Genomic DNA, 16,066 nt, shown 5'->3' with positions numbered 1-16,066 from the left:
ACACCCGAAAACCATTTTATTGCGGCAGATAAAGTCCTCACAATCTGCTTCTAAAAGCGGTCTTAGTTCTACCATTTTTCCTCCTATTTGACCACATCAAATTTGAGTTCTTCGCCCTTTACCCCAACCTTCAAGGTCGAACCAGTAGCCAAGTCACCACGGAGCAAGAGTTCTGCCAATGGGTCTTCCAATTTGGTCTGCAAGAGTCTACGAAGAGGACGAGCACCCATTTCTGGATCGTAACCTTGTTTAGCCAATAACTTGAGGGCGGACGGTTGCAGTTTAAGGGTAATTCCTTTCTCAGCTGTTACAGCTAACAACGGTTTAACCATGACCTTGACCACATCCTGCATGTGCGTTTCCGTCAGGCTATGGAAGACAACTTTCTCGTCAATACGGTTGATAAATTCTGGACGATAGGCTTTTTTCAATTCCTCAAAAATGCGTTTCTCCACTTCCTTGTGGTCCTTAGACAAATCAAGGGCACCAAAGCCAACTGTCTTATCATCCCGAAGGGCTGTTGCTCCAAGGTTTGAGGTCATGATGATAATGGTATTGGAGAAATCAACCTTGCGTCCCTTACTGTCCGTCAAGACACCATCATCCAAGACCTGTAAGAGCACGTTGAAAATATCTGGATGGGCTTTTTCAACCTCGTCAAAGAGAAGAACAGAATAAGGTTTGTTCCGAACTTTTTCTGTCAATTCGCCACCCTCTTCATAACCCACGTAGCCCGGAGGGGCACCGTTTAAACGGCTGGCTGCAAATTTCTCCATGTATTCAGACATGTCAAAGCGAATAAGGGCTGACTCATCATCAAAGAGGACTTCAGCCAATGCCTTGGCAAGCTCTGTCTTACCGACACCTGTTGGCCCCAGGAACATGAAGGAACCAATCGGTCTGCGACCCGTCCGAATACCTGACTGATTACGGCGAATGGCCCTGCTGACTGCAGAAATGGCTTCTTCTTGGCCGATGACACGTTTATGCAATTCTGCTTCCAGGTTCAAATACTTCTTGGTATCTGACTGACTAAGCTTGGCTACAGGAATACCAGACAAGCGACTGAGGGTTTCTAAAACATCCTCCTCCGTCACTTCTAAGTCATAGTGTTGACTTGTCTTCGCAGCTTCTTTTGCCTCAAGTAAGAGCTTGCTGGCGGTCTTGTATTTTCGAGCCATCAGCGCTTTATCAATGCTGGTCAGACCTGTTTCTTCTGCCTGACCTTTCACCCGATTTTGTACTGTCGCACTGGCTTCATCTAGCAGGTCAATGGCAGAATCTGGCAGATTTTTGCTGGTCAAATATCGCTTAGCGTAGATGACAGCAGTTTCAACAGCAGTATCTCCAATACGGACCCTATGGTATTTCTCAAAAGTCCCTTTAAGGCCTGTCAAAATGGTAATACTGTCCTCAACTGTTGGTTCTTCAATGGTCACCTTGGCGAAACGGCGAACCAAGGCCGCGTCCTTCTCAATATGCTTCTGATACTCCGTTTGAGTAGTCGCCCCAACTGTACGTAGGGTACCACGAGCCAGAGCTGGTTTGAGAATATTGGCCGCATCCAAAGTCGAATCAATCCCAGAGCCAGAACCCATAATGGTATGCAGCTCGTCAATGAAAAGGATAACTTGACCATCTTCCTCAATGTCGTTGATGATATTGTTCATCCGCTCTTCGAAGTCACCACGGAAACGAGTCCCTGCAACGACATTCATCAAATCTAGCTCCAAGACGCGCATCCGAGCCAGACTAGCAGGTACATCTCCAGCAGCGACACGCTGGGCAAGACCTAAAGCAAGGGCTGTTTTACCGACACCCGCATCCCCCACCAAAACTGGATTGTTTTTTGTCTTGCGGGAAAGGATTTGAATCATCCGTGAAATCTCAGCATCACGGCCAATGACTGGCTCCATCTTGCCTTCGCGGGCCAGAGCAGTCAAGTCACGGGTATAGTCCTCCAATCCACCTGTTTGCGGACCTGGAGGCATGCCCATCATCTGTCCAACATTGGCAGGCTTGGCCTTACCCACCTTCATCAAGCCACGAACAGCCTTCATATCTTCTTTGGTGAAACCAGCACGGCTTTCCAAACTCTTACGCAAGTCCACAAAACGAATCTTATCATCAGAGTCTTCAAAGTGAAAACCGACCTTGTCTAAAATCAGACTGGCTGTCGACCGTCTGTTCAAGAGCATGGCTAGGAAAAGATGTTCCGTTCCCAGCTCCTTGGCCTTGACCACTTCCGCAATCTTTTTAGCCAAGCTTGCCGTTTCATCCAAACGTTTCGAAGATGGCAAGATACGGAAGCTCTCCAAGTCTTCACGATAGACCTTCTCTGTCACGACAAAGGTCGCATGTTCATAATCCGAAATCGAAACAGGATATTCTGCCAAGACAGCTCCTGCAACCGTATCGTGATTGATGACAAAGGACAGGAGAATATGCCAGGTTTCCAAATACTCACAGGCATAACGCTGGGCGACCAACTGGGCATCTTCAAATACCCTTTGTAAACCAGTTGAAATTTTCATGAATTTAATCCTCTTTCCTATCTAAACGCCGTAATATTTGACGCATCATCCGAGCGCGAATGCTATCCGCATCCCTGCCCAAGACCTCATCCGAACCCGTTGCCAAAAAGAGATTACCTTCCCGTTCTGTCATCAAGTCCTCATCAAACAGCAACTGCAAAATATCTGCATAGACTGTTGCAGACAGTTGCTCTCCCATATTCTTTAACAAATCATGGACCAGTTCGTGCTTGTCCGAAAAGGTAATCCGTCCAATGCGGATGTAGCCACCGCCACCACGCTTGCTTTCCACAATATAACCACGGCTGGCTGTAAAACGGGTCTTGATGACATAGTTTATCTGGCTGGGAACCACTTCAAACCGACTGGCCAATTCACTGCGGCGCAACTCTGCCACATTGACCTGGTCCAAGATGGCTTTGATATGCTCTTCGATATAATCTGATGTATTCTTCATCGCCATAGTATCGCCTCTTTCTTTGACTATCTTTGACCATTATTATACCTTAAATCCACCAAATTTGAAAGCGAAAGCCTAGCCCCAGCCGTAGCAGAATTTTGAAATCTCTTCCGAAATTTTCTATAATAAAAAGAAAAAACAGAAAGGACTAGGGCTTCCGTATTTAGTTGAACTGAATACGGGCTACGGACTGGGCCAAAAAGATAAACGAGAACTAGACGCTTGCGTCGTCGTTCTGTTTCCTATTTTGTCTGTGTCCGCTGAACGCCCTTTATATCTTATATCATGAACTTTCAAGACTACATCCAAGATTTTACAAGCGTAACCGTGGAGCAGGCACAGAGCCTCCTCACTGCTCAAGAAGGCGGCGTTCTCTTCATCGGACGTGCCACCTGCCCTTACTGCAACCGTTTTGCCCCAAAACTCCACAAGGTTGCCCAAGACAAGGAAGTGACCGTCCACTTCCTTGACTCCAGCCAAGTCAGCCCTGAACTCCAGGCCCTCCGCGACCACTACCAAGTCCCTACTGTACCAGGCCTCCTCGTCGCAAAAACTTCTGGGGTTCAAGTCCGTTGCGACTCCAGCATGACGGAAGACGAGATTGCAGCTTTTATTGAGGACTAATGCTAGACATTTCCTACCAAGCCAACACCTTCCACATCTCTTATCAAGGAAGGCCACTAGGCAAGATTCACAGCTACAACAATCCCTACCACCAAACCAATACCTATCTTCGACTGGATTTGGCCGATTACGATTGCACCATAGCAGAGCAACTCTTCCAGTCCCTACAGACTTCCTTAGGCGGAAAACCTCTTCAGGTTATGCTCTCTTCTGCAGAGCAGGAAAAAATCCATTTCCTCACCGCATCTGGCTTTGTCTGCAAGCGGAAATGTTATGAGTTTGAAGTGACCAAACAAGACTTCCTTGGTCAAGCAGGCACTACCAACCTAAACATAGCCCGCAAAGGCACCGCACCTTATCAAATAGCCTGTCAGCAAATTTTTGACCACTATCAAACAGTTCACCAAGACATCAATCCTTGGGCTGCCAGTCAAGAAGACTTCGAGAAAGATTTACCTGACCTGATTTATACAGACTCAGAAAACTGGGCCTTTGTAGAAAACAATGAAATAGCCTATGTCTGTGGGAAAGATTGTGGAAGTTTTGATAACTTCATTCAGCAAGTTATTGGCTCCTTATTTGAACAATACCAGCAAATTAGCTTTGAAGCTGATGACTGCGATCCTATCGCCATGCGCTTGGCTGACCAATTCCGACATCCAAACAAGTCTAGCTGGGATACTTATATTTTAAAAAGCCAGCAAAAAGCACCGACCACAAGGCCGGTGCTTTTTAAGGAGATTATGAAAAATATTTAGGATTGAGTATAGTATAACTCACTCAACCTGCTCAGACATCAGCCCTAAGACTGATTTTACAAAAAGAACTCCCTTTCGGAAGTTCTTCTATATATGATTATTTACCAAGAGCTGCTGCCATCGTAGCTGCAACTTCTGCTTCAAAGTCGTTTGAAGCTTTCTCGATACCTTCACCTACTTCAAAACGAGCAAATTCTACAACTGAAGCGTTCACTGAGTTCAAGTAAGCCTCAACTGTTTTGCTGTCGTCCATGATGTACACTTGAGCAAGAAGAGTGTAAGCTTGGTCAACTTGAGTGTTGTCAAGCAAGAAGCGATCCATTTTACCTGGGATGATTTTGTCCCAGATTTTTTCTGGTTTGCCTTCTGCTGCCAATTCTGCTTTGATAGCCTCTTCAGCTGCAGCAATCACTTCGTCAGTCAATTGAGCTTTTGAACCATATTGCAAGAGTGGCAATGCTGGTTTGTCAACCATTGCACGGCTTTCGTTGTCTTGTTCGATTTTGTGGTTGATTTGTGCCAACTCATCTTTAACGAATTGCTCATCCAATTCAGTGTAAGAAAGAACAGTTGGTTTCATCGCAGCGATGTGCATTGAGATTTGTTTTGCAAGAGTTTCGTCGCCACCTTCAACAACTGAGATAACACCGATACGGCCGCCGTTGTGTTGGTATGCACCAAATGCTTGAGCATCTGTTTTTTCAACCAAAGCAAAGCGACGGAATGAGATTTTCTCACCGATTGTTGCAGTTGCATTTACGTATGCTTCTTCAAGCGTTTCACCTGAAGGCATAGTCAATTTAAGAGCTGCTTCGTTGTCAGCTGGTTTACCTTCTGCAATTACTTTCGCAGTAGTGTTTACCAATTCAACGAATTGAGCGTTTTTCGCAACGAAGTCTGTTTCAGCGTTCACTTCAACAACTGCTGCTACGTTACCATCAACGTAAACACCTGTCAAACCTTCAGCTGCTACACGGTCTGCTTTCTTAGCTGCCTTAGCCATACCTTTTTCGCGAAGCAATTCAATCGCTTTTTCGATATCGCCTTCTACTTCAACCAATGCTTTTTTCGCGTCCATAACGCCAGCACCTGATTTTTCACGCAATTCTTTAACGAGAGCTGCTGTAATTTCTGCCATGTCTATTCTCCTTGTTTGTATTTATAAAATAGAGGAGCGGGCTCAGCCCTGCCCCTCTAGGATTGTTTTTTCTTGTTTACTAACTGATGTAAAATGGAACTCGGACTAAAAAGCTAGGATTTGGACAAATCTAAGGCTTTTCTTAAGGTCCTCGTTACTTATTTACCTTCTACAACTTCAACCAATTCTTCGATTGATTCTGTAGATGCTGGTTCAGCTGCCAATTCAGCTTCAACTGCTGCTACGCTATCTTCACCTTGGTTACCTTCGATGATAGCGTCAGCCATTTTAGCTGTGATCAATTTAACAGCGCGGATAGCGTCATCGTTAGCTGGGATGATTACATCGATATCATCTGGATCTGTGTTTGTGTCAACCATCGCTACAACTGGGATACCCAATTTTTTAGCTTCTTTAACAGCGATTTGTTCTTTGTGCGGGTCAACTACGAACATTACGTCTGGAATGCGTGGCATGTCAGCGATACCGCCCAAGAATTTTTCAAGACGAGCACGTTGTTTGTTCAACAATGCTACTTCTTTCTTAGGAAGCACTTCGAAAGTTCCATCTTCTTCCATACGGTTGATTTCTTTCAAACGAGCGATACGTTTTTGGATTGTACCCCAGTTTGTAAGAGTTCCACCCAACCAACGGTGGTTGATGAAGTATTGACCAGCGCGGATAGCTTCGTCTTTAACAGCTTCAGCAGCTTGTTTTTTAGTACCTACGAACAAGATAACTGCGTCGTTTGCTGCAGCGTCACGGATGAATTCGTAAGCTTGGTCAGCCAATTTTACAGTTTGTTGCAAGTCGATAACGTGGATACCGTTACGCTCTGTGAAGATGTACTTAGCCATCTTAGGATTCCAGCGACGAGTTTGGTGACCAAAGTGTACACCAGCCTCAAGAAGTTGTTTCATTGAAATTACTGCCATGAGTATTTCTCCTTTTTGTTTTTTTCTCCTCTCCCAGACTTCGACTTGCAGCCCAACCTTTCGGCAACAAGACCACAATTGGTCCGAGATGAGTATTTGTTGCACAGCAACTCTATTAGTATATCAGAATACCTGACTATTTTCAAGTAAAATAGCAGAGAAATTCTTGAAAAATCTACTATGCTTTGCTGTTTCTATTCCCTACTCAAAATAAGTTTCAGCTACTACAGTATAGGTCCCTGCAACAACATCCATTTTTTCCAACTGACCGTTAGCATTGATCCTGTAAAAACCTGCTGCTGGAGCTACATTGGGATCGGTACCTTGCATATTCGGACTACTGTGGTCTTCTCTAACTTCAATGTAGACCAGACCGTCAGATGACTGAACATTTGTAACCACATGTGACAGAAAATCATCTTTCGTGAAAGGTGCGCCATATCTTGTAGCCGCATGTGCCTTGGCCCAATTAGCTGCCTGTTCGACTGTCAAGTTTTTGGTGTCTATTGATCCATTCACAGCAGTAGCTGAACTGGTTTCAGTTGCTGTTGTTGAACTTCCACCGAGGACCAAGTTTTCAAAGAAGGCTTGTAATTCCTGGTTCTTAGTTGGTCGGAAATAAAGTCGTTTTTCTGGATTGCCCTGGTTCTGCTCGGTAATCCAAGCAATAACCTGACCGTCCTTGATGGTAAAGAGGTAGAGGTGGGCACTTGGGTATTTTGTATTCTCAATATCCGAATAAATGCCTACAACGGCTATCTTCCCTGCTCCAACTTGACCATTTTCACTCCAAACAAGTTCAGGGGTTTCTCCTAGAAAATCAGGTGTCATTTGCTGACCTGGACCGCTCAAAACTCCAGACGGCAAGGTCACACCAAAAAAGTTCCCTGCACGACTTGGGCTATAGGATACATAATATTGGGGTGGCGAGAAAGAAGGTCCCCACTGGTCAATCACAAACGTCCTCAAGGCCTCTGCCTTGCCAGCATCCCAAGGACCTACCTGACTACTTGAACTACTTGATGTAGAGCTAGTGGTAGTTGTGGTTGATGTCGTGGAACTAGTACTTGTCGAGCTAGCACTAGAAGATGACGTCGATGAAGAGGCCGTAGTTGCTTCTTGCTTCTGACTGCCACAGGCTACCAAGATGCAGACACTGGCTCCCAAAAGCAAGCCTGAAATAAATCTATTCTTTTTCATTTTATCTCTCCTATCTTGAACTAATCATCCACTCGATAAAAGACCCCCTGGCTAAAGCCTTCCGTTGTCGTAACGCTTTGGGTACTAAATAATCTATCCTTGCTAGTATCCGTCTGATCACTATGTCCGTCTAAAAATCCATAGGTATTCTGAACTCCTTTTGGAATCAACAAAGTCGGTATAGTGGGTGAAGCCATTGCATTGGGATTTGTAATGCCGACCATAAGCACTTGTCCTTCATATTTAGCACCCTGCGTATCGACAAAACCTGTATTGCTTCCGCCGTTGTAGGTCACATTCCCCTGACCATCAATCTCCATCCGATCACCACGCGCATTGACCCAGTCACCTTCCAAACTAGCAAAATTCCCTGCTTGGATCTGCTCTAAATTCATGGACTGAACACCAAACGCTTGGTCTGAGCTGCTGGTTTCTGTTTCCGCCATGTCAAACTCAAAATCTTCCCAGTCAAACTGACGAGGAGCTAAGAGGTCAGATTCATTCTTACCAAAGACAGCTGCAATCTCATCTTGAATATGAAATTCTTTTTCAGATACTTGTGTGACTTGCCCATTTGCATCCAAAACCTTCAGCATCCCAATAGCATCGCCTGTTCCCGAGCTCCAGCCATAACTGATAAATTCTCCATCATTGAACAAGGCTACCGCGCTCCTTGCACCACCATGTCCAGCCACAAAGCCTTCCGCAATCAAGGAAACCTGACCATCAACGATCCCGTAAAAGCCCGTCACAAATACTGAGCCGTCTGGATTTTCAGAACCAATAAACAGTTCATTCTGACCATCTTGGTTGAGATCATAAAAGGTGTAGACTAGGTTGGATGGTGCATATACAGCACTTTCCATCACCCAAGAATTGACAGGAGTATGTAAGTTTTTCAAAACCGCCAGCATCTTTTCTACATTGTTCTTATTCGCACTACCAGCAAAGTCAAAAATGGCTTGATAATCAGAAAAGACTGATTGATAAAGCTCCTTATCGCCCTTCTTGACTTCACTCGAACTGGTCGAACTTTGCTGAGTTGTCGATGACGAACTAGCTGATTGTTCCGTCTGAACACTCACCTTGCTACAGGCTGATAAGATCGCTACACAGACAAGTGCAAAAGCTAGATATTTTTTCATAAAAACCTCCAAATGAAAATATAGATTACAAAAATACAAATAGACACTCTTGGACCATATTCACAGCCCCTTCCTGCCACTATGGAAAACCTTTGGCTAGTGACTAGCATTTACATTATCCATAAATGTTCATTTTTCCACTTGACCAATTTCACTATTTAAGGTACAATATTCTTTGTTATGGCGGTATAGCCAAGTGGTAAGGCACGGCTCTGCAAAAGCTTGATCGTCGGTTCAAATCCGTCTACCGCCTTTATTATAGGATTTTATCCGAATTTATACAAGTCAAAAGCCCGAGAAATCGGGCTTTTTTGATTTTTCATTCGGTTAAATTCGGTTAAATCGGGTAAAGTTGGTGGGCAGATTTTGGACAGGGTCTTTTTATAGTCTTTTAGTTTACTTTTAGTACTCGCTTCAAAGGTTCGGGGAGCCTTTGAAGCTTGGAGATGAAACAAACGAAGTTTGTGTCAACAGCTGCAGGCATAACTCAATGCTTTCTTGTTTCTAAGTGACCAGCTGATGTACTTCGCTTTTTTGTTTTCAAGCTCAGGCTGAAACAGTTCCCCAAACTGTTTCACTCCACCGGACTATTCGTATCCCCCAGACTGCTTGGACAGTCAATGAACTGTCCAAGGTTGGAGATAAAACTTGCGGAGCAAGTCGCTTTTGCAAAATCAGGCAAGGCGAGTTCAAACACTCCAGTGGAGTGTTTGAAGTTGGAAATAAGGAAACGACGTTTCCTCGATCGTCGAAGTAATAAAAGAAAAACTAAATGACGATAAACCATCAAAAAACTCCCCCAGGCTATTACCTAGGAGGAGCATGAATAAATTACAACTCAGCAATCTGGCTCAAGTTAACTTCAGCAATGGTATCATTACCAAACATAGAGATGACCATTTTGACCTTGTTGTTGTCAATTTCTGTGATTTTACCTGTGTAGTCGGTGAAGGCACCGTCAATGATACGAACAGTGTCGCCAACTTTGACATCAATATCAAATTCTTGAACGGTTTGACCCATAGACACCAAGATTTGACGGATTTCTTCTTCCAAGAGCGGTGTTGGTTTTGAACGGTTACCGTGTGAACCCACGAAACCTGTAACGTTTGGTGTGTTACGCACTACAAACCAAGCTTCATCGGTCATGACCATTTCCACCAAAACGTAACCTGGGAAACGATTTTCTTCTACTTCCTTAACCTCACCGTTCTTCTCAACCTGAACAGTTTGTGTTGGAATTTCTACACGAAGGATATTTTCTAACATATTGTAAGTGTGGGCGCGTTGGAGCAAATTCTCCTTGACCTTGTTCTCATATCCTGAATAAGTTTGCAGAACAAACCAGCCCTTATCAAAACTATCGTACATTTTTATCTTCCTTTCTATGGAACCACTGCATTTTTAGACGCTAAAAAAAGCCCGAAGGCTTTCGCTTTTCTTTATTATATCACTTCCATTTTACAAATGGCAAGTGTTTTCTAGAAAAGATTGATTAAACTCATGATACCACGTGACAAAATCAAGTCAAAGAGATAAACAATTGCCACGAAAAATGTTGTGTATTGTACAACAGAGGCAAAGTCCTTCCAGCTCTGCTTACGAGTTGGCCAAGCGGTCTTTTTTAAAATCTGGAAAATATCTTTCAAAAATTTCACGCGCTACTCCTATCTGGTTTCCTTGTGAACGGTGTATTGTCCACAATGTTTACAAAATTTATTTACTTCTAACCGTGTTGGCTTGGGATTACTCGACAGACTAATCGAATAGTTGCGAGAACCACAAACAGTACAGGCTAGGCTTGCTTTTTTTAGTGCCATAAAGCCCTCCATCTGTTTTATTTTATCATGTTTCTATGGATTTGACAACTCCTCAAACCAAGACGTAATATTATCCCACAAGGTCTTTGCTCGCTCTGGCAACTGTGCATCAATCAAGTTTTGCTTAGTCTGCTCAATCAAGTTTCGCGCCTGGTCAGAAATCTCCTGCACCTGCTTTTGATTGATTCCAAATTCAGACTGTGTTACGGACTCTTCAGCAACCTCTACAATTCCATTTTGAACATAGGCATTCTCTACATCAAACTGTGTCCCAGCTGTGTAAGGCAAGATCGAATTAGCAACCGTTTGAAAGACGGCCGGTGCCATCCAGTAGCCACTGCTATCAATGTAATGATTCTCATCCGTCTGTTCAAAACCAACCCATTGACTGATAACCAAATCAGGTGTATAAGCAATATACCACTGGTCATTAACAAGATTTACATCAAAACTTGTTTCGGTTGTTCCCGTTTTTCCTGCAAGATAGTAATTCGTCGCATCTGCAGATACACCTAAACCATTCGTATAGGTCCCAAGCATCATAGAGGTCATTTTATCTGCAACCGAGCGGTCAATTACTTTTGTACTTGTCTCGCGATGCTGAGCCAATACCTTTCCACTCGCTGTTTCAATACGTGTAATTAGATGAGCATCCTTCATTACACCATCATTCGCAAAAGCACTATAGGCCTGAGCCATTTGCAAGGGGTTCGTTTCCACACCTGATCCGATTGACGCACCAAGTACCTTTTCAACATTTTCCATATCAAGACCAAACTTTTGACCAAATTCAAAAGCTTTGTCAATCCCAAAGGTATTTACAATATATGCAACTGGCAGATTGTAAGATAAAGCTAAAGCTTGGTACATTGGAATGGTATCCGAAGTTGAATAGTCATAGTTGTGTAAGGTATAATCCCCATAGGTTTCTGTATGGTTATCCAATGGTGTATCAATTGCCCAACCCGCTGCTACCGCTGGCGCATAGGCAACAAGGGGCTTAATAGTTGAACCGGGACTACGCTTAGCTTGGGTCGCAAAGTTGAATGTTCGAAACACAGCATCTTCCGAACTATTCACGCGCCCAACCAAGGCTCGAACCCCGCCAGTTGCAGGATCCAAAGCTACACTTGCAGCTTGAGCCGAGGTTCCATCATAACTTGAAGTCGGGAACATAGTTTCATCATTGAAGATAACCTGCATACTCGCTTGAGAATTTTGGTCCATTTCGGTATATATTCGATAGCCGTTATTGATGATATCTGATTCTTTAAGGCCATAGCGATCAATCGCTTCAGCAATAACCGCATCAAAGTAAGATGGATAAGAATAGTTATCTTGTTTACCAGTAAAGGTATCTGCTAACTGGCTCGCTAAATCGACTTGAAAACCTGCATCGGCAGTTGCCTGATCAATATAGCCAGCGTTGACCATATTTTGCAAGACGGTATCTCGGCGATTGATTGCATTTTCTAAGGAATAATAGGGATTATAAATTTCTGGACCCTTAAGCATCCCTGCTAAAACAGCAGATTGCTCGATCGTCAAGTCACTAGCAGAAATACCAAAATACTTTTGACTAGCATCTTCAACTCCCCAAACCCCATTGCCAAAGTAAGCATTGTTGAGGTACATGGTCAGAATTTCCTGTTTGCTGTATTTTTTATTGATTTCAAGGGCAAGGAAATATTCTCTAGCCTTACGGCTGATAGTTTGGTCCTGGGTCAAAAAGGCATTCTTGGCTAACTGCTGCGTAATGGTTGAACCACCACCTGAACGCCCCAAGGTCAAGACTGCTAGAATAGTTCGCTGATAGTTAATTCCTGAGTTTTTATAAAAACTCCTATCTTCCGTCGCGATGATGGCATTTTCCATATGATCCGAAATCGCATCCAGCTCCACATAAGTCCCTTTTTGGCCAGACAAGGTGCCTGCTTCCGCTCCATCCTTATCGTAGATAATGGTGGTAGCCTTGAGAGCTTCCTGTAAATCCCCAACATTAGCTGTCTTGGCTAGGAAGAAGAGATAGCCACCAACGGTCAACACCATGACCCCAATCACAATCATCAAAATCTTGGTTAGCTGGTAGCGACGCCAGAACTTGCGGATAGGCTCTGGTATGCGGGATTTCTTCTTATTTTTTTCTAAAGACTTGCCACTTCCCCGACGGCTACGACGGGAAAATCCCTCTTGTCCTAGACTGTCTTGTCCAGACTGGTCTGGTTTATCCATTTTTTCTTTTTCATCTAATCCCTTTAACTGGATGGTTTCTTGTAAATCCTGGTCCATCGTCTCTTCCTTTCTATGTGAATTTTTTCCATTATACTACATTTTACACATTTCCCTAAGAAAAAGCCCCCCTTGCCCCTTGTGACAGCAGAGAGTGAGGGGGAATTTTTTCCAAAAATATGATAAAATAGGGTCATTCTGAACAAAGAAGAGGATTCCCATGACACAAGTATATGACATTACCATCATCGGTGGCGGACCAGTCGGTCTCTTTGCCGCCTTCTACGCCCACCTCCGTCAAGCCAAGGTCAAAATCATTGACTCCCTTCCCCAACTGGGTGGCCAACCTGCCATTCTCTATCCTGAGAAGGCTATTCTGGACATTCCAGCCTTTCCCAGCCTGACAGGACAAGAGTTGACCGACAACCTTCTTGCCCAGCTGGCACCATTTGACACCACCATCTGCCTCAATGAGACCCTGACTGCTATCGAACCTGGGGAAACCATTACCCTAACAACCACCAAAGGTAGCCACCAGACCAAGACCCTAATTATCGCTATGGGTGGCGGGGCCTTCAAGCCACGTCCGCTGGAAATTGATGGTGCTGACAGCTTTGATAACGTTCACTACCACGTTTCTAACATCCAGCAGTATGCCGACAAGGACATCGTCGTTTTGGGGGGCGGCGACTCTGCGGTCGATTGGTCACTGGCCTTTGAAAAAATCGCCAAAACCACCCAGATCGTCCACCGTCGCGACAACTTCCGAGCCCTCGAGCACAGCGTGGAAGAGCTCAAGCAGTCCAACGTTACTATTCACACACCTTTTATCCCTAAAGGGCTTTCTGGGGAAAATGGCAGAGCTTCTGCCATTGATTTTGACAAGGTAAAGAGCGAGAACAAGCTGACCCTATCTTTTGACCACCTCTTTGTCAACTACGGTTTCAAGTCATCTGTCGGAACGCTGAAAGAATGGAGCTTGGAACTCAATCGCCACCGCATCGTGGTCAACAGCAAGCAAGAAACCTCTGTCCCTGGTATCTATGCCATCGGTGACTGTTGCTTCTACGAAGGCAAGATTGACCTGATTGCGACTGGATTGGGCGAAGCCCCAACCGCTGTTAACAATGCCATGAACTACCTCAATCCAAATGAAAAAGTACAACCCAAGCACTCGACCAGCCTATAAGATGAAAATTGATATTCGCATTCCCCAAGCCTTTCCCCAACTGACTGTCAAGGAAGTCTTGGAAGATTATTTTCTCATTCCCAGAAAAATCCGCCACTTCCTCCGCACCAAGAAACATGTCCGTGTCAATGGCGAGCTGATTAATTGGCAGAGCCCGATTACCGCAGGCGACTTGTTAGAATTGACCTTTGACCAGGAAGATTATCCTGAAAAAAGTATTCCTCTAGGACAGGCAGACTTGGTGGAGGAACTCTATCAAGATGAGCATTTGATTATCGTCAACAAGCCTGAAGGCATGAAGACGCATGGAAATGAGCCGACGGAAATTGCCCTGCTCAACCATGTATCTGCCTATGTCGGCCAGACCTGCTATGTGGTCCACAGGCTCGATATGGAAACCAGCGGAGCCATTCTCTTTGCCAAAAATCCCTTTATCCTGCCCATTCTCAATCGGCTTTTGGAGGACAAGGTCATCTACCGTGACTACCTGGCCCTCTGCCAAGGGCAGCTAAGAAAGACTGACTGGACCATTACCGATAAAATCGGACGGGACCGACACGACCGCAGAAAGCGGGTGGTCGATAACCGCAAGGGACAGGCAGCTCTGACCCAAGTCCGACTCTTGCAGACCCTTGGCAAAAGTAGCTTGATCTCTTGTCGTCTCCAAACAGGGCGAACCCATCAGATTCGGGTGCATTTGGCTCATCATGGGCATGCCCTGATCGGTGACCCTCTTTACAGTCGAGTTTCTGCCCCCCGCCTCATGCTCCATGCCCAAAAACTCAGCCTGACCCACCCGCTGACACTTGAAGAAATCAGCGTGGAAGCACGATCGGAGAGTTTTGAGAAAGTAGTGAGAAGTATGAAATAAACAGCTGCACCCTTAGAGTTCTATATCCCTATTTCACTGGACTAATCCAGTGAATTTTTTTATGTTTCCACTAACCAAAAAATCCAGACAAGTTGATCTTGTCTGGAATTAAAACTCTACTCTGGCACAACAACCTTCAAACGAATATCTGTCGGCTGTAGAACTTTTTGAACCTGTACTAGGAAAGCCAGACCGTTATCCGATGGGGCATACTGAAAAGTCAGATTGATAACTTTTTCTGTAAAGTCATCCCCATAGCTGTCCACATACTGCTTACTTTCGATAAAGTGAATGTAGTTGTTCAACTTTTCTTGGAGTTTGAGCAAGTGGTCTTGTTCAGTGTCAGGAAGCCATTCGTTCCCATCTGCTAGTAATAGTTCAAGATGACCGTCTACAACGCCGAGAGAGTCGATAGAGTCCGTATTAATATAAATATAGATGGAGCAGTTAAATTAAAACGAAAAACTATTTTTCGATATAGTCTATCTATTGCTTCAGATTCCGTATTAAATTCAGCCCTTATTTTAAAATCTTGACGCTCACTTACTTCATAAAATTTATACTTTTGTGATTCCTCATCAAAATAGTAGCCGAGAGTAAACTGCCCTCCAAATTTTCTTCCTGGCATAATAGTAAATGCCCCTATTTCAGATTGGTGAGCTTCCACAAAATTCAGTAATTCTTGCTTTGTCATTGATCTTCCTCAAGCTCTAATTCAATAATAGACTTCTGTTCCAGACTTGGTAAGGTATCATCGGGAAGGATGGTCTCAACCCGAGTTGCGTAGGCAGAGGCAAAACCAAAAACAACCACAATAATCGCAACCGAATAAACTAGAAAAACCCTTTTTAGAAAGGCACTAGAAACTGAGTAACCCTCTGTCGAATACTGCTTCAGCTCAGGTTGTTTTTTCTCTAAGATATTTTTGGGTAAAAAATAGGGTCTAAAAGCTGTCATGCCCACAGATAAAAATACTGTAATCCCTATAGAACTGTACATTTCTGTTCTCGCCCCAATCGCTGTTATGTAAAACATACTTGAAAACAAGACAAGCCCAAAAACAATAAATAGAATCAAGGATACCTGAGCATCCTTCTTCAGTTGTACGAACTCTTCTACTGTCATTTTTTCTTTTTGCATCCTAACTCTCCTATTCTATTTCT

15 protein-coding genes, 1 tRNA gene and 1 pseudogene are annotated in these 16,066 nt (G+C 44.1%); 5 read left to right on the top strand and 12 right to left on the bottom strand.

What is annotated here, in order from left to right:
• Positions 1-83: 83 nt before the first annotated feature.
• Both C1G57_RS07190 and C1G57_RS07185 read right to left on the bottom strand, forming a co-directional pair.
• Positions 84-2,534: an ATP-dependent Clp protease ATP-binding subunit gene (locus C1G57_RS07190; protein WP_105114340.1), complete on the bottom strand. Its 2,451-nt coding sequence runs from the start codon at positions 2,532-2,534 to the stop codon at positions 84-86.
• Positions 2,535-2,538: 4 nt separating this feature from the next.
• Complete coding sequence (locus C1G57_RS07185; RefSeq protein ID WP_105114339.1) at positions 2,539-2,997, bottom strand: CtsR family transcriptional regulator; 459 nt, start codon at positions 2,995-2,997, stop codon at positions 2,539-2,541.
• Positions 2,998-3,279: 282 nt separating this feature from the next.
• Between C1G57_RS07185 and C1G57_RS07180 the strand changes: the two genes are divergently transcribed.
• Complete coding sequence (locus C1G57_RS07180; RefSeq protein ID WP_105114338.1) at positions 3,280-3,618, top strand: thioredoxin domain-containing protein; 339 nt, start codon at positions 3,280-3,282, stop codon at positions 3,616-3,618.
• The gene (locus tag C1G57_RS07175) at positions 3,618-4,376 is read left to right on the top strand and encodes a GNAT family acetyltransferase (RefSeq protein ID WP_105114337.1); all 759 of its coding nucleotides are present in this window, start codon (positions 3,618-3,620) and stop codon (positions 4,374-4,376) included. Before C1G57_RS07180 ends, C1G57_RS07175 begins: the two co-directional genes overlap by 1 nt.
• A 97-nt stretch (positions 4,377-4,473) precedes the next feature.
• Here the strand turns inward: C1G57_RS07175 and tsf are convergent, their stop codons facing one another.
• The 4 genes from tsf to C1G57_RS07155 all read right to left on the bottom strand — a co-directional run bounded on the left by tsf (position 4,474) and on the right by C1G57_RS07155 (position 8,794).
• A complete protein-coding gene (gene tsf, locus C1G57_RS07170; protein WP_105114336.1) occupies positions 4,474-5,514 on the bottom strand; it encodes a translation elongation factor Ts in 1,041 nt (346 codons plus the stop codon).
• Between the two features lie 158 nt (positions 5,515-5,672).
• Entirely contained in the window at positions 5,673-6,449 is a 777-nt protein-coding gene (rpsB, locus tag C1G57_RS07165) for a 30S ribosomal protein S2 (protein WP_012775356.1), read from the bottom strand.
• A 201-nt stretch (positions 6,450-6,650) separates the two neighbouring features.
• On the bottom strand, positions 6,651-7,649 hold the full coding sequence (locus C1G57_RS07160) for a DUF4767 domain-containing protein (protein ID WP_105114335.1): 999 nt from the start codon (positions 7,647-7,649) through the stop codon (positions 6,651-6,653).
• Positions 7,650-7,669: 20 nt separating this feature from the next.
• Complete coding sequence (locus tag C1G57_RS07155) at positions 7,670-8,794, bottom strand: DUF6287 domain-containing protein (protein ID WP_105114334.1); 1,125 nt, start codon at positions 8,792-8,794, stop codon at positions 7,670-7,672.
• 182 nt (positions 8,795-8,976) lie between these two features.
• On the opposite strand from C1G57_RS07155, the gene C1G57_RS07150 reads away from it, so the two are divergent.
• A tRNA-Cys gene (locus tag C1G57_RS07150) sits at positions 8,977-9,047 on the top strand.
• A gap of 578 nt (positions 9,048-9,625) precedes the next feature.
• On the opposite strand, the gene nusG is transcribed toward C1G57_RS07150, so the two are convergent.
• The 4 genes from nusG to pbp2a all read right to left on the bottom strand — a co-directional run bounded on the left by nusG (position 9,626) and on the right by pbp2a (position 12,846).
• Entirely contained in the window at positions 9,626-10,165 is a 540-nt protein-coding gene (gene nusG, locus C1G57_RS07135) for a transcription termination/antitermination protein NusG (RefSeq protein WP_002940254.1), read from the bottom strand.
• A 110-nt stretch (positions 10,166-10,275) separates the two neighbouring features.
• Positions 10,276-10,452 carry a preprotein translocase subunit SecE gene (gene secE / locus C1G57_RS07130; RefSeq protein ID WP_105114332.1) on the bottom strand — a complete coding sequence of 59 codons (177 nt, stop codon included), beginning with the start codon at positions 10,450-10,452 and terminating at the stop codon, positions 10,276-10,278.
• Between the two features lie 9 nt (positions 10,453-10,461).
• Positions 10,462-10,614: a 50S ribosomal protein L33 gene (rpmG, locus tag C1G57_RS07125; protein ID WP_002940258.1), complete on the bottom strand. Its 153-nt coding sequence runs from the start codon at positions 10,612-10,614 to the stop codon at positions 10,462-10,464.
• A gap of 33 nt (positions 10,615-10,647) precedes the next feature.
• A complete protein-coding gene (gene pbp2a / locus C1G57_RS07120; RefSeq protein WP_105114479.1) occupies positions 10,648-12,846 on the bottom strand; it encodes a penicillin-binding protein PBP2A in 2,199 nt (732 codons plus the stop codon).
• A 217-nt stretch (positions 12,847-13,063) separates the two neighbouring features.
• Here pbp2a and C1G57_RS07115 point away from each other — a divergent pair, with 217 nt between their 5' ends.
• Positions 13,064-14,032 (top strand): NAD(P)/FAD-dependent oxidoreductase, encoded by a 969-nt coding sequence (locus C1G57_RS07115; RefSeq protein ID WP_105114331.1) that lies wholly within the window; start codon positions 13,064-13,066, stop codon positions 14,030-14,032.
• A 1-nt stretch (position 14,033) separates the two neighbouring features.
• Positions 14,034-14,903, top strand: a complete 870-nt coding sequence (locus tag C1G57_RS07110) for an RluA family pseudouridine synthase (RefSeq protein WP_105114330.1) — start codon at positions 14,034-14,036, stop codon at positions 14,901-14,903.
• 116 nt (positions 14,904-15,019) lie between these two features.
• Here C1G57_RS07110 and C1G57_RS11670 read toward each other — a convergent pair.
• Both C1G57_RS11670 and C1G57_RS07100 read right to left on the bottom strand, forming a co-directional pair.
• Positions 15,020-15,597: pseudogene (locus C1G57_RS11670) on the bottom strand (DUF6572 domain-containing protein).
• Positions 15,594-16,043 (bottom strand): hypothetical protein, encoded by a 450-nt coding sequence (locus C1G57_RS07100; RefSeq protein WP_105114329.1) that lies wholly within the window; start codon positions 16,041-16,043, stop codon positions 15,594-15,596. The pseudogene C1G57_RS11670 and the gene C1G57_RS07100 overlap by 4 nt, the downstream one beginning before the upstream one ends.
• Positions 16,044-16,066 lie beyond the last annotated feature (23 nt).

The organism is Streptococcus suis (assembly GCF_002960425.1).
Taxonomy (GTDB): Bacteria; Bacillota; Bacilli; order Lactobacillales; family Streptococcaceae; genus Streptococcus; species Streptococcus suis_S.
Note: the sequence above shows the minus strand (reverse complement) of the source record. Positions and strands in the feature narration are given on the sequence as shown.

What these genes read in the sequence shown, in the direction of transcription:
- C1G57_RS07190 (WP_105114340.1), bottom strand. Translation starts at nt 2,534, where the DNA reads ATGAAAATTTCAACTGGTTTACAAAGGGTATTTGAAGATGCCCAGTTG.
- C1G57_RS07185 (WP_105114339.1), bottom strand. Translation starts at nt 2,997, where the DNA reads ATGGCGATGAAGAATACATCAGATTATATCGAAGAGCATATCAAAGCC.
- C1G57_RS07180 (WP_105114338.1), top strand. Translation starts at nt 3,280, where the DNA reads ATGAACTTTCAAGACTACATCCAAGATTTTACAAGCGTAACCGTGGAG.
- C1G57_RS07175 (WP_105114337.1), top strand. Translation starts at nt 3,618, where the DNA reads ATGCTAGACATTTCCTACCAAGCCAACACCTTCCACATCTCTTATCAA.
- tsf (WP_105114336.1), bottom strand. Translation starts at nt 5,514, where the DNA reads ATGGCAGAAATTACAGCAGCTCTCGTTAAAGAATTGCGTGAAAAATCA.
- rpsB (WP_012775356.1), bottom strand. Translation starts at nt 6,449, where the DNA reads ATGGCAGTAATTTCAATGAAACAACTTCTTGAGGCTGGTGTACACTTT.
- C1G57_RS07160 (WP_105114335.1), bottom strand. Translation starts at nt 7,649, where the DNA reads ATGAAAAAGAATAGATTTATTTCAGGCTTGCTTTTGGGAGCCAGTGTC.
- C1G57_RS07155 (WP_105114334.1), bottom strand. Translation starts at nt 8,794, where the DNA reads ATGAAAAAATATCTAGCTTTTGCACTTGTCTGTGTAGCGATCTTATCA.
- nusG (WP_002940254.1), bottom strand. Translation starts at nt 10,165, where the DNA reads ATGTACGATAGTTTTGATAAGGGCTGGTTTGTTCTGCAAACTTATTCA.
- rpmG (WP_002940258.1), bottom strand. Translation starts at nt 10,614, where the DNA reads ATGGCACTAAAAAAAGCAAGCCTAGCCTGTACTGTTTGTGGTTCTCGC.
- pbp2a (WP_105114479.1), bottom strand. Translation starts at nt 12,846, where the DNA reads ATGGATAAACCAGACCAGTCTGGACAAGACAGTCTAGGACAAGAGGGA.
- C1G57_RS07115 (WP_105114331.1), top strand. Translation starts at nt 13,064, where the DNA reads ATGACACAAGTATATGACATTACCATCATCGGTGGCGGACCAGTCGGT.
- C1G57_RS07110 (WP_105114330.1), top strand. Translation starts at nt 14,034, where the DNA reads ATGAAAATTGATATTCGCATTCCCCAAGCCTTTCCCCAACTGACTGTC.
- C1G57_RS07100 (WP_105114329.1), bottom strand. Translation starts at nt 16,043, where the DNA reads ATGCAAAAAGAAAAAATGACAGTAGAAGAGTTCGTACAACTGAAGAAG.